This is a genomic window from Streptomyces sp. SID12488, from assembly GCF_010548275.1.
Classification (GTDB): domain Bacteria; phylum Actinomycetota; class Actinomycetes; order Streptomycetales; family Streptomycetaceae; genus Streptomyces.
Genome location: NZ_JAAGLT010000025.1, coordinates 93,462 through 108,453, shown reverse-complemented (window position 1 = coordinate 108,453; position 14,992 = coordinate 93,462). Strand labels below are relative to the sequence as shown.

The 14,992-nt window shown below is 69.9% G+C and carries 11 protein-coding genes, 1 tRNA gene and 3 pseudogenes; 2 read left to right on the top strand and 13 right to left on the bottom strand.

Annotation, left to right across the window (positions count from 1 at the left end; all coding sequences use genetic code 11):
• Positions 1–88: 88 nt before the first annotated feature.
• Positions 89–1,492, top strand: a complete 1,404-nt coding sequence (sthA, locus tag G3I56_RS30990) for a Si-specific NAD(P)(+) transhydrogenase (protein ID WP_164414737.1) — start codon at positions 89–91, stop codon at positions 1,490–1,492.
• Between the two features lie 36 nt (positions 1,493–1,528).
• Here the strand turns inward: sthA and G3I56_RS44210 are convergent.
• The 4 genes and pseudogenes from G3I56_RS44210 to G3I56_RS30970 all read right to left on the bottom strand — a co-directional run bounded on the left by G3I56_RS44210 (position 1,529) and on the right by G3I56_RS30970 (position 3,709).
• Positions 1,529–1,761 (bottom strand): annotated as a pseudogene (locus G3I56_RS44210) (DUF397 domain-containing protein).
• 73 nt (positions 1,762–1,834) lie between these two features.
• Entirely contained in the window at positions 1,835–2,665 is an 831-nt protein-coding gene (locus G3I56_RS30980) for a DUF429 domain-containing protein (protein WP_164414735.1), read from the bottom strand.
• 142 nt (positions 2,666–2,807) lie between these two features.
• Positions 2,808–2,892 (bottom strand) — tRNA-Leu (locus G3I56_RS30975).
• A 139-nt stretch (positions 2,893–3,031) separates the two neighbouring features.
• A complete protein-coding gene (locus G3I56_RS30970; RefSeq protein WP_203691031.1) occupies positions 3,032–3,709 on the bottom strand; it encodes a GntR family transcriptional regulator in 678 nt (225 codons plus the stop codon).
• Positions 3,710–3,954: 245 nt separating this feature from the next.
• Between G3I56_RS30970 and G3I56_RS44205 the strand changes: the two are divergent.
• Positions 3,955–4,101 (top strand): annotated as a pseudogene (locus G3I56_RS44205) (2-dehydropantoate 2-reductase N-terminal domain-containing protein); the annotation flags it as partial.
• 69 nt (positions 4,102–4,170) lie between these two features.
• Here G3I56_RS44205 and G3I56_RS30960 read toward each other — a convergent pair.
• The 9 genes and pseudogenes from G3I56_RS30960 to G3I56_RS30920 all read right to left on the bottom strand — a co-directional run bounded on the left by G3I56_RS30960 (position 4,171) and on the right by G3I56_RS30920 (position 14,966).
• Positions 4,171–5,229 carry a sugar phosphate isomerase/epimerase gene (locus G3I56_RS30960; protein ID WP_164414733.1) on the bottom strand — a complete coding sequence of 353 codons (1,059 nt, stop codon included), beginning with the start codon at positions 5,227–5,229 and terminating at the stop codon, positions 4,171–4,173.
• A 57-nt stretch (positions 5,230–5,286) separates the two neighbouring features.
• Positions 5,287–5,735 (bottom strand): annotated as a pseudogene (locus G3I56_RS30955) (alkaline phosphatase family protein); the annotation flags it as partial.
• Between the two features lie 23 nt (positions 5,736–5,758).
• Positions 5,759–6,928 (bottom strand): metabolite traffic protein EboE, encoded by a 1,170-nt coding sequence (eboE, locus tag G3I56_RS30950; protein WP_164414731.1) that lies wholly within the window; start codon positions 6,926–6,928, stop codon positions 5,759–5,761.
• A gap of 3 nt (positions 6,929–6,931) precedes the next feature.
• Positions 6,932–7,780, bottom strand: a complete 849-nt coding sequence (locus G3I56_RS30945) for a TatD family hydrolase (protein WP_164414729.1) — start codon at positions 7,778–7,780, stop codon at positions 6,932–6,934.
• The gene (locus tag G3I56_RS30940) at positions 7,780–8,448 is read right to left on the bottom strand and encodes an EboA domain-containing protein (RefSeq protein WP_164414726.1); all 669 of its coding nucleotides are present in this window, start codon (positions 8,446–8,448) and stop codon (positions 7,780–7,782) included. The genes G3I56_RS30945 and G3I56_RS30940 overlap by 1 nt, the downstream gene beginning before the upstream one ends.
• Entirely contained in the window at positions 8,445–9,578 is a 1,134-nt protein-coding gene (locus G3I56_RS30935) for a sugar phosphate isomerase/epimerase family protein (RefSeq protein WP_164414724.1), read from the bottom strand. Before G3I56_RS30935 ends, G3I56_RS30940 begins: the two co-directional genes overlap by 4 nt.
• Positions 9,575–10,936, bottom strand: coding sequence for an inositol-3-phosphate synthase (locus G3I56_RS30930; RefSeq protein WP_164414722.1), 1,362 nt, complete (start codon positions 10,934–10,936; stop codon positions 9,575–9,577). Before G3I56_RS30930 ends, G3I56_RS30935 begins: the two co-directional genes overlap by 4 nt.
• Positions 10,937–11,081: 145 nt before the next feature.
• Positions 11,082–12,440, bottom strand: coding sequence for a ThuA domain-containing protein (locus tag G3I56_RS30925; protein WP_164414720.1), 1,359 nt, complete (start codon positions 12,438–12,440; stop codon positions 11,082–11,084).
• A gap of 12 nt (positions 12,441–12,452) precedes the next feature.
• Positions 12,453–14,966, bottom strand: a complete 2,514-nt coding sequence (locus G3I56_RS30920) for a PQQ-dependent sugar dehydrogenase (RefSeq protein WP_164414718.1) — start codon at positions 14,964–14,966, stop codon at positions 12,453–12,455.
• Positions 14,967–14,992: the final 26 nt, after the last annotated feature.

Below are 14,992 nucleotides of genomic sequence, written 5' to 3'. Positions count from 1 at the left end.
GAATCGGGGTCCGGACCGGCGGTGATGACATCAACTGTTGCCCGTTCACCCTTTCGGGCGGCGGCCTCGGGCTGACAGACTCACCAGGGTGCCCGACTTCGACATGCTTGTCATAGGATCCGGCCCCGGCGGCCAGAAGGCTGCCATCGCGGCGGCCAAGCTCGGCCGCCGCGTCGCCGTCATCGACCGCCCCGACATGGTCGGTGGGGTCTCCATCCACACCGGCACCATCCCCTCCAAGACACTGCGCGAGGCGGTTCTCTACCTCACCGGCCTCACCCAGCGCGATCTGTACGGCCAGAGCTACCGTCTCAAGGAGGACATCACCGTCGCCGACCTGACCGCGCGCACCGAGCACGTGGTCAGTCGCGAGGTCGACGTCATCCGCAGCCAGCTCTCCCGCAACCACGTCTCCCTGTTCGCCGGCACCGGCAGCTTCGTCGACGACCACACCGTCGCCGTGCACGAAGTCAACGGCAACGAAAAGCTGTTGAGCGCCGAGCACATCGTCATCGCCACCGGGACCCGGCCGGCCCGCCCGGACACCGTCGAGTTCGACGAACGCACGATCATGGACTCCGACAACGTGCTCAACCTCGAAGGTGTGCCGCGTTCCATGGTCATCGTCGGGGCCGGGGTGATCGGCATGGAGTACGCCTCCATGTTCGCCGCCCTGGGCAGCAAGATCACCGTGGTCGAGAAGCGGGCCGGGATGCTCGACATGTGCGACGTCGAGGTGATCGAGTCGCTGAAGTACCACCTGCGGGACCTGGCCGTCACCTTCCGCTTCGGGGAGACGGTCGCGGCGGTGGAACGCCACGCCCGAGGCACCCTCACCGTCCTCGAGAGCGGCAAGAAGATCCCCGCGGACGCGGTGATGTACTCGGCGGGCCGCCAGGGCCTCACCGACGAACTCGACCTGGACAAAGCCGGGTTGTCCGCCGACCGGCGCGGCCGGATCACGGTCGACGAGCACTACCGCACCGAGGTGCCGCACATCTACGCCGTCGGCGACGTCATCGGCTTCCCGGCCCTCGCCGCCACCTCGATGGAACAAGGCAGGGCGGCGGCGTACCACGCGTGCGGCGAACCGGTCGACGGGATGCACAACCTCCAGCCCATCGGTATCTACACCATCCCCGAGATCAGTTTCATCGGCCGAACCGAGGACCAACTCACCGAGGAGAGCATCCCGTTCGAGGTGGGTGTCTCCCGCTACCGCGAACTGGCCCGGGGCCAGATCATCGGCGACTCCCACGGCATGCTCAAGCTGCTGGTCTGCCCGGAGACCCGCAAACTCCTCGGCGTCCACTGCTTCGGCACGGGAGCGACCGAGTTGATCCACATCGGCCAGTCCGTGATGGGTTGCGGCGGCACGGTCGACTATCTCGTCAACGCGGTCTTCAACTACCCGACGCTCGCGGAGTCCTACAAGGTGGCGGCTCTGGACGCGACGAACAAATTGCGCCAGATCGACCGCTTGCGGGACTGAGCCACCCGCCGCACGGCTGGGCCCGCCCGATCGGGCTCAGCCATGCGAGGCGTACCGCACGAACGAGGTCCAGCCGTCACGGCCGACCACGAGGTGAGGGTGCGTCAGGCCCTTGAAGTCCCTTACACAGATGACATGTTCTGCCAGGCGACCTCAACGCAGTCGTCCCCCTGGGTACCGCCGTACCTGGACTTGAACCAGGCGAGTCCACACCTGCGGACGGCCCGGCTCCTTGCCCTGCGGCAGCAGCAGCGTCGGTCGGGGCTCACTGGCCATTCGTCAGACCACCACACTCCACGGCTCATCGTCATGCACGGCCAAGATCTACTTTCGCAGCAGGCACTAGTGATCACGCCGCTGCTCGGGACGGGCAGGCGCGATGATGGTAGGAGCAGATCCACGCGGGACGAGGCCGTCATCAGGTCCCAGTACCTGGCAGCGCGCGAATCCGCGCCCTCCCCAAAGTGCCGCCGTCCACGCACAGAGCAGTGCGTCGATCAGGTCTTCCCGATGCTTGTACTCGGCGGCCCGTTGCGGTGTGGGCTCGTCGAGGAGTTGACGGGAGAGCGGGTGGGAGGAGAGCAGGAGAGGTGGATCAGCGGTGGCCAGACCCGCCATGCGTGCGATCAACTCGTCGCACGCAGCCGCACGGACCGATCTCCACTGTGCCGTCGGCACTCTCGCGGGCCGGCGCTTGTACGTGGGGCGCTCCTGGTCGTAGCCGAGTTCGGCGGCTCCGACCAACGTCGTGTACGGATAGCACTCCGACACGACCAGTCCGCCCGTCGGCGGTCCGTCCCTGCCGTCGTCGTAAGTCCAGCCCAGCTCCTCCAGCCGTCCACGCAAGAGCACTCCGGCCTGCCGGGGAGAGCTCTGGTTGGTGCTGTTCGCGCTGACCTTCCACCGGCCGTACCGCCGACCGACCTCCCGCTCGCACGGTCGCTGACCCTGCGGGTTGTCAACGATCAGCGGTGCGTCGACGAAGACCAGGGTCGATCCGTCGACGGCCATCCCGGCAAGCCACGACAGAGTCTCTTCGATCCCACGGGTCCAGCCGCAGTCGATCACCATGCCGAGCCGGTCGACGGCGGCGACCCCCGTCTCATTGGTTCTGGCACGAGTTCCACCCACCGCCCAGGCGAGGTCAACACCGATGAACCGCTCAATCCCCATGGGGTCGGTCCTACCAGAGAAGGGGCCACGAGGTACGGCGGGTTCGGTGCCCCGCCGACAGCGGAAGCCTGAGAGCCCCCTAAACGCAGAATTACCGGCGAGCCCCAAGGCTCAACCGGCAACTCGCAAAGGTCCCACAGTGTGTCCGAGGGGGGACTTGAACCCCCACGCCCGATAAAGGGCACTAGCACCTCAAGCTAGCGCGTCTGCCATTCCGCCACCCGGACCAGGTGTCTGCCGCAGCTCGGAGGTGTTTCCCGGCGGCGACATGACCAACAATACCAAGCTTTCGGACTGGCTTTCACCTGCATATCTCTCGAGCCGAGCGACCGGACGGCTACGGGGTGGGGGGTGGGTGCGCAGCGGCTACTTCTCCCGCTGGTGGTACATCTTCCGCGTGTGTTCCGTGTGGGCCCGCATGATCTCGGTCGCGCGCCGCTCGTCGCGGTCCGCTATCGCCGCGATCAGCTCGCGGTGCTCGATCCAGGACTGCTGTCCGCGCTGCCGGGCGACCGGCGTGTAGTACCAGCGGACCCGACGGTCGACCTGCGCCGCCAGTTCGGCGAGGACCGTGTTTCCGGCCAACTCCATGATCTTCGCGTGGAGCCGGGCGTTCATGGCGACCGCGGCGTCCACGTCGTCGGCGGCGACCGCGCGCTCGCCCTCCGTGCACAGCTCCTCGAGCACGGCGATGGCCGGGGCGCCCGCGTTGGCCGCGGCGAGACGGGCTGCCTCCGCCTCCAACAGCGTGCGGACGGTGAGGAGTTGGTCCGCCTCCGCCTCCGTCGGCTCGTGCACGAAGGCGCCCTGCGCGGGCCGCAGATCGACCCACCCGTCCGTGTTGAGCCGCTGCAGCGCCTCGCGAACCGGCTGCCGGGAGACTCCGAGATGGCCGGCGAGTTCGCTCTCGACGAGATGCTGCCCGGGCTGCAGGGCGCGGGTGGTGATCAGTTCGAGCAGTGCCTCGTAGACACGGTCGCGCAATGGACCGGGGCGTTCGAGCTTGGGCACCGCGCCCTGCGGCAGTCCTGTCGTCGACAACATCACAGCCCCTCCTCTGCAGCACCGTCGCCACCTGTGAGCCCAGTGTGAATTGGCTTTCGCCTACAGTCTACGGCGCACAAACTCCCGGAATCCTGAGCTCACGCGGCCCGGGTGGCCGTCCGGGCGGCCGTCCGGGCGGCGCCACAAGCCCTTGCCGCCAGCATCTGCATCCTGTAGGCAATATTTCGCCGACGGTTTTCGACAGTTCCGCAGTACACCCTCGACCGAACGGAGCGCCACCCAGTGTGAGTCGCCATCCCGGCACCGGAGCCATCGGCCCCTATGTCGGCGCCGCCCTGCACCAAGCAGGCGCCGACGTCCAACTCGTCGCCCGTGGACCGCACCTCGCGGCCATGAGGCAACACGGCGTACGGGTCCTCCGCCCTCGCGGCACGCGCGCGTGAGGAGGCCCTCCCGGGATTCGCCGTTCCGGGAGGGCCTCCTCACATATACGCGGGCCGTCAGCACTTCTCGCGCAGTGAGTGGAGGTGCTCGCTGGAGCGGCGCGCGAAGGTGAAGGACTCGGCCGGGTTGTCGTGCTCGGCCTGCCAGTGGTGGGCGAGGCGGTGGCCGTGCAGTCGGGTGACGCCGGAGATGAACCGCTGGTAGTCGATGTCGCCGTCACCGACGTCGGTCATGCGGTAGCCGTACTGGTTGCCCGGGTCGCTCACGCCGTCCTTGACATGGAAGAGCGGGTAGCGGTCGGGCTGCCTGAGGACGTAGTCGAGGGGCTCGAAGGGCGCCGGTGTGCCGTCGGGCCGCTTCGAGAAGCGGAACTGGCCCGAGTACGCCCAGAAGATGTCCATCTCCAGGTACACGAGCTTGGGGTCGGTCTCGGCGAGCAGCACGTCGTAGAGCCGGACCTTCGGGTTGTCGGTGGCGAAGGAGAACTCCTCGGAGTGGTTGTGCTGGTAGAACTTCATGCCGCGTGCCCTGGCCGCCGCGCCGTACGTGTTGAACTCCTCCGCTGCCCGCTTCCAGGCGTCGACGGTGGAGCCGTAGCGGAACGGGCCGGAGGCGGTGCCGATGTGCTTGAGACCGAGGGCCTGGGCGTCGTCGAGGACCTTGTCGAGGTTCTGCGCGAAGGTGTACGCGTTCGGGTCGTCGGCGTAGTAGCCGACGTGGCTGCCGATCGGGTTGAGGCCGTGATCGCGCGCCAGTCGCTTGAGCTGGGCGAGGGTGATGGGGCCCGCGGAGCCCTGGGTGTATCCGGCGAACTCGACCTCGTCGTAGCCGTATTTCTTCAGCTCGGCGAACACGGGGGCGAAGCCCAGCGTGGAGACCTTGTCGCGCAGGCTGTACAGCTGGATGCCGAGCCGGCCGGGCGGCAGGACGGGACGGCCCCGGCCCGCGGTGGCGGTCTGTGCGGAGGTGGCCGCCGTGGCCGGGGAGGCGGCGCCGAGGAGAGCGGCGGCGGTGGCTCCGGCGGCCACGCCGAGCATGCCTCTTCGGCTGAGGCGGTGGGCGAGTTCGGGGTCGTGCGCCTTGCTGCTGCCGGTCGGGCGGGGTGTGCGGGTCATGTGGAACTCCTCGATGGGGAAGGCGTTGTCAGTGGTGAGTGCTTCACTTGTGACCAGTCAGGAGTGACCGGTCAGTTGGAGAAGGAGCGACTTCACATCGGTGGCCGCGATGCGGCCGTCGACGGCACGGGGGGTGGAGCAGATGAGGAGCGGACCGTCGTCGTCGCTCGCCGGAGGGCGGCCGTGGCTGCCGCGAACAGGCGAGGGATCCTGGGGGACGACCGCCATGCGGTAACGCAGGGCGAGCTTCTTGCGGGCCGGCACGGTGGCCGCCTTGACCTTGACCAACGGGTCGTGCGGATCCATGAAGAGTTCGACCGGGTCGTATCCGGGTCTGCGGTGGATCTCGACGAGCTGTGCGAAGTCGGGTGCGTGTGCGTCGTCGAGCCAGCAGTAGTACGTGAACCAGGCGTCCGGCTCCGCCACGGCGCCGAGTTCGCCGGAGCGCGGATGGTCTCGAGGCGGTGGGTCTTCCTGCCCTCGTCGTCGAGGAGTTGTTCCACGCCGGCTTCGCCTGCGGGGCGGGGGCTCATGGCAGCTCCTTCAGGCCCAGGTCGCTCAACAGGTCGCGGGCGAGGGTGAGTTCGGCGGCGATGCCGTCGGCGAGCTGGGCGCGGGTGCGGGGCCGCAGCTCGGGTGGGAGTGCCTGCCAGGTGTAGGTCTCGACCTCCAGATGCCGGGTGAGGGGGTGCGGGCCGCCGACGAGGCGGGTCAGCGCGGACTTGAGTACGGGGAGCGTGGAGGCGAGAGGTGCGGCGGGGGCCGCGTGGAGCGGGACGTGGAAGTGGGCGCGCCATGGGCAGGCGTCGGGCAGGGCGTCGCTGTGGAGGGCTTCGCCGAGGTCGTCCGTGCCACGCAGTCCGGCGGCGGTGGCCGTGCGGGTCTGGTGCAGGAAGCGGGGTTCGTCGAAGGCGGCGAGTGCTTCGCGGACTTCGGGGAGGTGGGGGTGTTCGGCGTGCAGGGCGGCGGAGAGCTGGGACTTGACGACAGGAACGCGGGCCCGCGTGAGCGCGTCCAGGGCGGTGTGCGGATCTTCGAAGGAGGTGGCGAGGTGGCAGGTGTCGACGCAGACGCCGATGCGGTGGTGGCCGATCGCGGTGAGCGGGGCGATGGTGTCGGCGGTGGTCTCGACGGTGCAGCCGGGTTCCGGTTCCAGTCCGACGCGGATGGAGCGGCCGGTGAGTTCGGCGAGGGCGTCGAGGCGCTCCGCGAGAGTGCCCAGGGCGGTCAGGGCAGTGGCCGCGCGCTCGGTGTCGTGGGCGGTGCGCCAGGCGATCGGCAGGGTGGAGACGCTGCCTTCGGTGACGTCGTCGGGGAGAAGACCGGCGAGGACCCGGGCCAGGTCGGTGGTGTGGGCGAGGCGCTCGGGGTCGGCCCAGTCCGGCTTGTAGACGCGGTACTTGACCTTCTCGGCGCCGAAACCCTCGTAGGGGAAGCCGTTGAGGGTGACGACTTCGAGGCCGCGCCGGTCGAGTTCGGTGCGCAGGCCGCGCAGGGCGGAGGGGTCGGTGACCAGGGCGTGTGCGGCGTCTCTGGCCAGCCACAGTCCGATGCCCAGCCGGTCACGGCCGAGGCGTCGGCGTACGGGTTCGCAGTGGTCGCGGAGTTGGGCGAGGACACCGTCGAGGGTTTCGGCGGGGTGGACGTTGGTGCAGTAGGCGAGGTGGACGGTGGAGCCGTCGGGGTGGCGGAAGCGCATCGGTCACTCCCCGCCGCGCAGGACGGAGTTGCCCTCGTGGGTGGCGTCGGTCGCGTCGACGTCGAGGTCCAGCCGGCCGCTGAGCCCGTAGAAGGCAACCGGGTTGCGCCACAGGACGCGGTCGACGTCGTCCTCGGTGAAACCCTCCGCCAGCATCAGGTCGCCGACCTTGCGGGTCTTGAGGGGATCGCTTCTGCCCCAGTCGGCCGCGGAGTTGACCAGCACCTGATCAAGGCCGTGGCCGCGGAGGATCGCGACCATTCGTTCCTCGTCCATCTTGGTCTCCGGATAGACCGAGAAGCCGAGCCAGCAGCCGCTGTCCTTGGCCTCCTTGACGGTGGTCTCGTTGAGATGGTCGACCAGGACCCGCGCCGGTGGCAGGGCCGACTCCCGTACGACGTCGAGGGTGCGGCGGAGGCCGGCGAGCTTGTCCCGGTGCGGGGTGTGGACGAGCGCGGGCAGACCGTGGTCGGCGGCGAGCTGGAGCTGGGCGGCGAAGGCCGTGTCCTCGGCGGGGGTCATCGAGTCGTAGCCGATCTCACCGACGGCGACGACGCGGTCCTTGGCGAGATACCTGGGCAGTTCGTCGAGGACGGGGACGCAACGGGGGTCGTTCGCCTCCTTGGGGTTGAGGGCGATCGTGCAGTGGTGGGCGATGCCGTACTGCGCGGCGCGGAAGGGTTCCCAGCCGAGGAGGGAGTCGAAGTAGTCGAAGAAGGAGGCGGGCGAGGTGCGGGGCTGGCCGAGCCAGAAGGAGGGTTCGACGACGGCACGGACCCCTGCGGTGTACATGGCCTGGTAGTCGTCGGTGGTCCGTGACGTCATGTGGATGTGGGGGTCGAAGATGCGCATCAGGACTCCTTCGCTTCGGTCGCCGTCAGGGCCAGGACGCGGTAGAGGTCCTCGGGGACGGGGCGGCCGGCGGCGGCTCGTTCGGCGGCGTAGTCGTCGAGCATGCGGGCGAGTTCCGTGTCGGCCCGGGCCCGGTGGCGGAGGTCGGCCACCTCGTCGACGGGCACTCCGGTGAACAGGCACTTCAGCACGGCGTGGCGCCAGTTGTGGGCGTCCAGGTGACGGGCGGCGTACGGGCCGACGGCCGCGGCGACGAGGCTGGTGTCGTTGGTGCGCAGGGCGTCCTCCACCAGTGGAAGGGCGTCGGGGCCGGCGACCAGGTGGGGCAGGGCGTGCAGGACGGCTCGGCGTTCGGCGGCGGTGCCCTGCCGGTAGACACGGGTGAGGGCGTCCGGGCCGGCATGGGCGGCGTGCAGGATCAGGACGCGTACGGCGTCCGCGTGGTCGGTGCCGCAGCGGCGGCCGGCTTCGGCGAGGCGCAACTCCCAGACGGAGATGGGTCCGTGGGCTCCTGAGCGGGCGGCTGCCTCGTCCAGGGCGAGGGCGAGCCAGCTGCGGGCGGCTTCGCCGAGGCAGGCGGTGACCTGGGCGCGGAGGACGTCCAGCGGGGTACGGGAGAGGGGGATGTCGGCCGCCGGGGTGCCCGGGACGGGGTGGGGCCGGGTCATGGGGTGCTCCCTTCGGCGGGGGTGGCTTCGGGGTACATGGGCGGCGGAGTGGTGAAGGAGGTGGCGGAAGCGGCCGTCGCGGTTGCGGTGATCGAGGTGACGGCATGCGGAGGGGTGGTCTGCGGGGCTTTGGCGGACCGGGGTGCCCTGGCGGTCGGCGCTACGGCATCGGAGGAGCCGACGGAAGAGGCCGGGGTGGCCCGGACCGCATCGTGGAGGAAGCGGAGGGAGTGTTCGGCGTGGTGGGGGCCCGCGTGGGAGTGGCGGGGCAGTTCCACGACGGTCAGACCCTGATAGCCGGTGGCGGCCAGCGCGGCGAGCACGGGCGGGAAGTCGATCTCCCCGTCGCCGAAGGGGAGATGTTCGTGGATCCCGCGGCGCATGTCCTCGATCTGGACGTGACGCAGCCAGGGCGCGGCGGCGCGGACGCAGTCGGCGGGAGGGAGTGGTTCGAGGCACTGACAGTGACCGAGGTCGAGGGTGAGTCCGAGGGCTCCGGGGTCGTCGAGTGCGTGCCGGAGGTGGTGGAAGTCGGCGATGGTGGCGAGGAGATGGCCGGGTTCGGGTTCGACGGCGAGCGGGACGCCGGCAGCGGTGGCCGCGACCAGGACCGGGGCGAGGGCTTCGGTCAGGCGGTGCCAGGCCGTGTCCGGATCCGTGTCGGCGGGGGTGATGCCGCTGAAGCAGTGCACGGCGTGGGCGCCCAGGTCCGCGGCGACTCGTACCGCCCTGAGCAGGAGGTCGACACGTCGTGCGCGGTCGTCCGGGTCGGGGTCGAGGAGAGACGGGCCGTGTTTGCGGCGCGGGTCGAGTACATAGCGGGCGCCGGTTTCCACGGTGACGCCGAGACCGAGGGTGTTCAAGCGGCGGGCGATCAGTCGGGTGCGGGCGGGGAGGTCGGGGGCGAGCGGGTCGAGATGCATGTGGTCGAGGGTCAGGCCGACACCGTCGTAGCCAAGGCCTGCCAGCAGGCCGAGGGCGTCGTCGAGGCGGAGGTCGGTGAGGCCGTTGGTTCCGTAGCCGAAGCGGAGGGGGGTGGTGATGTCGCGCGGCGTCTTCGACCGGGCGCGTCCCCGGTTGCTCCGGTCCCGTGCACCACCTCGGGCCCGTGGGTCGGCCGGCGTGCTCATCGGCGTTCTCCCTCGCCGACAGCAGGTGGCCCGCCCAGAGGCCCGCTCCGACGGCTGCCCTCTGTCCCGGTGCCCGCTTCCCGGCCGGGCTCCTTGCCCGCTGGTCCCGGCGACTTCTTGTCCGCCGGTGCCGCCGGTTGCGCGGGTGCAGCAGGCCCCGCCGGTCCTGTCGCTCCCGCTGGTCCCGCCGGTTCCGCTGGTCCCGCCGGCCCAGCCGGAGCCGCCGCCCCTCCCCCGCCCCGTAGCCGCGCCGCGAACCGCACCAGTTCCGCGTACTGCTCCGCCAGTCCCGGCGGGCCGTCGCCCATCGGGTCCTTGAAGTAGAAGCCGAGTTCGCTCAAGGGGCCCGAGAGGCCAGTCTCGTGGGCGCGGGCGGTGAGTCGGGCCAGGTCGAGGATCAGGGGTGCCGCCAGGGCCGAGTCGCAGCCCTGCCAGGTGGTCTGGAGGATCATCCGGGTGCCGAGGAAGCCGTCGAAGGCGATGTGGTCCCACGCGGTTTTCCAGTCGCCGAGGGACGGGACGTCATCGATGTGGACCACGCCCTCCGGTGTCGTGCCGAGGGTGTCGGTGAGGACGCGTTCCTTGCCCGCGTTCTTCGCCGCCGCCGCGGAGGGGTCGGCGAGGGACGCGCCGTCTCCCCCGCCGAGGAGGTTGGTGCCCGACCACGCGCGGACCTCCAGTGCCCGTTGCGTGAACATCGGGCCGAGGACCGACCTGAGCAGCGTCTGACCTGTTTTGCCGTCGCGGCCCGCGTAGGGCAGCCCGCTGGTCGCCGCAGCGTGGGCGAGCGCCGGGTGGTGCAGCCCTGTCGACGGTGTGAAGTTGACGTACGGGCAGCCGGTACGGAGGGCAGCCGCCGCGTACAGCGAGCTCGGCGGGAGGGCGGTGCCGGTCGGGGCGGGCTCCGTGGAGGCGACGTTCACCACCACGGCTCGGGCCAGGTCGTGGCGTCGTACGAAGTCCTGGATGTCCGCGGCGAAGGCCGTCACCAGGTCGTCCGGGGTTCGGGTGGTGTCGCCCGGGGCGGGGCCGCCGGGCCTGATCTCCCGGTCCGCGGCGGCCAGTTCGGAGGCGATGGCCGACGTGAGGCCGTACGGCAGGACGGCTGCCGCCGTCAGTGCCTCGGCGCGTTTGGGCAGCGGGCAGTCCACGGTGTCGTGGCCGCCGAAGACGAGCGCGGACAGGGGTGGGAGGTCGCAGTCCGTGAACGGGGGTGTCTCGGTGACCATGCCCATGGGGCGGTGCAGTCCCGCCGTCACGGCGGCGCACCCCGCGACGACGGTGGTGGCGACGGAGCCGCGGGCTCCGATCAGCCATACCCCCACACGAGTTCGAGGATGAGACGACGACGTGGACATGGGCAGCCTCCTTGTCGTTCACGGCTTGTCGTTCACGGTTGGTCGTTCAGGGCTTGTCGTTCACGGTGTTCGCACCCTCCGGCGGCAGGCCGAGAGGGGAGGGAAGGCGGCGGGCGGAGATCCGGCGTCCCCCGCCCGCCGCCGCTCAGTCGCCCGTGGCAGCCGGGCTCGCCGGCGCGTTCGCGGGCAGTTCCTTGATCCGGATGTCGCGGAAGGACACCTGGTCGTCGGCTCCGTGGTTCTGGATGCCGATGTGACCGTCCCGCAGGCTGCGGGCCGGATCGGTGTTGGTGAAATCGTTGATCCGCACACCGTTGAGCCAGACGCGGAGGCGTTCGCCCTCCACGCGGATCTCGTACGTGTTCCACTCCCCGGGCGGATTCAGCGCCCGGTCGCGCTTACGCAGGTCGGCGGAGCGGAAGCCGTACACGGCCCCGGTGGTGCGGTCGGGGGCGTCGGTCGCGTCGATCTGGATCTCGTAGCCCTTGTCGACCGCCGACCACGGGTCGTCCGAGGGCGGGAAGCCCACGAACACACCGGAGTTGTCGTCGCCGCGGGCCTTCCAGTCCAGCTTCAGCGAGTAGGCGCCGAAGCTCCGGCCGACGTACCAGAGCAGGCCCATGCCGCCGGACGACGTCAGCGTGCCGTCGTCGGAGACGGTGAAGGTGCCGGGGCCCGCCTGATTCCACCCTTCCTGCGAGGTGCCGTCGAAGAGCGGCTGATAACCGTTCTCCGGGCGGCAGTCCGCCTGGGCCCTGCCGGTGGCCCAGCGCAGTCCGCCCAACAGATGCTGCCGGAGCGCCGGTTCGGTGTACGCGGACGACAGGTGGCCGACGCCGGTGTAGAAGGAGCGTCCGCCCTCGTAGTTCTGGCACCAGGCGATCGGGTGGTCGCCGTTCATCGTGCCGCCGGTGTAGGACGACTCGTCGAGGGAGGCCAGGACGTGCACTGAACTCCGTGGATTGGAGCGGTAGTTATACCACTCGTCGGTACGGTTCCAGTCCGCGCCCAGAGTGGCGGTCGCCGGGTGGGCGCGGTCCTCCACCACCGTCCGCGCCGGTTGGATCGCCGGGTGCCCCTGGAAGTAGGCGCCGACGAGGCCGCCGTAGAACGCCCAGTCGTACTCGGTGTCGGCCGCCGCGTGGATGCCCACATAGCCGCCGCCGTGGTGGATGTAGCTTTCGAACGAGTCCTGTTGACGGTTCGTCAGGACATCGCCGGTCGTCGAGAGGAATACGACGGCCGCGTACCGGCGGAGGTTCGCCGAGGTGAACGCCGCCGCGTCCTCCGTCGCGTCGACCCGGAAGCCGACGCTCGCGCCGATTTCCTTGAGTGCCGTGATGCCGTCGGGGATCGAGTCGTGCCGGAAGGCGGCCGTCTTGGAGAAGACCAGCACACGGTCGGTGTGCCGTGGTACGGGCTTGGAGGCGGCCGGGGTCGACACGCTTCCGAGGAGTAGTGCCGCGCCCACAACAGCGGTGACGGTACGTCCTGTTGATCGCATGGCGCACTCCCCTCAACCCGTGGTGAAGGCGAAGTCGTCCACCTCGTACAGGTCGCCGCTCGCGGCTCCCTTGAAGACCAGGTAGAGCGTGGTCGTGCCCTGCGGGGCGTGGGACAGCCCGGCGGTGACGTCCTGGTAGGTGTCCCAGCCGCCGGTCGCCGGTACGGTCGCGCGGCCCAGCACCTTGCCGGTCGGGGAACCCGCGCGGATCTCCAGCCTGCCGCCCGGGCCGGCCGAGGCGACGCGTGCCGTGAGCGACTTGGCGTTGCTCAGGACGTACGGGGTGAAGGCGATCCAGTCGCCGTTGTCGATGTCGCCGACCGCCTTGCCGCCGTTTGCCGACTCCCGTGAACTCACCACTGCGCCTGATGAGTTGTTGAAGTGCTCGGCCTGACGGTGGTCGGGCTGGACGACGTTCTGGTCGTGGGTGGTCAGGGGTGCCTGGCCGCCACCACCGAGGTCGGTGTACTGGGCGTCGAAGACCCCGAAGATGTTGGCGTCCGGGTCGTGGCCGCCGTCGGCGCTGGTCTGGATGGTGCCGGAGCAGCCGTTCGCCGAGGTCTGCGGGTGGCCGTGGCTGTCGTGACCGAGGATGAAGGTGACCTGGACCTTGGTGCAGTCGATGGACCGGCCGTCCTCCCGGTCGGTGACCTTCACCTTGAACGGGATCGCGTCACCGAACGCGAACAGCTGCCCGTCCTGCGGGAGTTGCAGGACCACCTTGGGTGCGGTGTTGCCGACCACGACCTGGACGCTCGCGCCACCCGTACGGCCGGTGGTGTCCTTGGCGGTCACCGTCGCCGTGTACGTCCCGTTCTTCCTGTACTTGTGGGAGGGGTTCGCGGCGGTCGACGTACCGCCGTCGCCGAAGTCCCAGCTGTACGTGAGGGCGTCGCCGTCCTGGTCGGTGGTGCCGGCGGAGGAGAACCTCACCTTCAGCGGGGCCTGGCCGGAGGTGACGTCGGCGGCGGCCTGCGCGACCGGGGAGTGGCCGTCGGTGGCGTTCTCGATGCGGTACAGGGCGGAGTGCTCGTCGCCGCCGAACCACGAGATGCCGTAGTCGAGGACGTACAGTGCGCCGTCCGGCCCGAAGGCCATGTCCATCACCTGGGTGCCGGTCCACGGAATGTCGTTGATGGACTGGACGGTCCCGTCGCCGTCGCTGGTGATCCGCTTGATCCAGCGGCGGCCGAACTCGCCGGCGAAGAAGTCGCCGTCGTAGGCCTCCGGGAACTTGACCGGGGAGTCGAGCGAGGCGTCGTAGTGGTAGACCGGGCCGCCCATTGGTGACTCGGAGCCGTCGCCGAACTCCGGTACGGACGCGCCGTTGTACGGGATCCAGGCGGCCTGCGCCGGGGGAAGGTCGGTCAGGCCGGTGTTGTGGGGCGAGTTGTTCTTCGGGGCGGCGCAGTCGAAGGCCGCACCTGATGTGCCGGTCGCGAAGTCGTAGTCCACGTAAGGGTCGTTGGCGCCGGTGCAGTAGGGCCAGCCGAAGTTGCCGGGGCCGGTGACACGGGCGAACTCGACCTGGCCTGCGGGGCCTCGGGCCGGATCAGCCGCACCCGCGTCGGGACCGTACTCACCGATGTAGAGGATGCCGGTCGCTTTGTCGACGCTGAAGCGGAACGGGTTTCGGAAGCCCATCGCGTAGATCTCGGGGCGCGTCCTGTCCGTGCCGGGCGCGAACAGGTTGCCGGCCGGGACGGTGTACGTGCCGTCGGCGTCGACCTTGACACGCAGGATCTTGCCGCGCAGGTCGTTGGTGTTGCCGGCCGAACGCTGTGCGTCGAAGGCCGGGTTGCGGTTCGCGCGCTCGTCGATGGGCGTGAAGCCGTCGGACTGGAAGGGGTTGGTGTCGTCGCCCGTCGACAGGTACAGGTTGCCCGCCGCGTCGAAGTCGATGTCGCCGCCGACATGGCAGCACAGGCCGCGTGAGGCCGGGACGTCGAGGACCTTCGTCTCGCTGGCCTTGTTCAGGGTGCCGTCGGCGTTGAGGACGAATCGGGAGAGCCGGTTGACGCCGTCGAAGGGCGCGAAGTCGGCTGCGGTGCCCGTCTCGGGGGCGTCGCCCGCCGGGGTGTTCAACGGGGGTGCGTAGTAGAGGTAGATGAAGCGGTTGGAGCTGAACTGCGGGTCCACGCCGATGCCTTGGAGGCCTTCTTCGTCATGGGAGTAGACGTCGAGCTTGCCTGCCAGCCGGGTGTTTCCGGCGGCGTCGGTGATGCGGAGTTCGCCGTCGCGCGAGGTGTGCAGGACCGAGCGGTCGGGGAGGACGGCGAGCGACATGGGCTCACCGACCTCCGGTTCGCCCTTCGCCAGCGTGACCTGCTGGAAGTCCTCGGCAGCAGCTGGGGCGGGCGCTGTTGCCGGGTCGGCGACGGCTGCGCCGGCCTGGGGTGCGACCAGGGTCAGTGACGCTCCCGCGAGCAGCGCGCCCGTGAACAGGGCGAGCACTCTGCGGACTTGGGGGTGTCGTCTGCGACTCGCGATTCTTCCGGTGCGGGTGGGGCCGTCTTTCGCGTGCACGAATGCCTCCAGAATGGAGCTCGTGG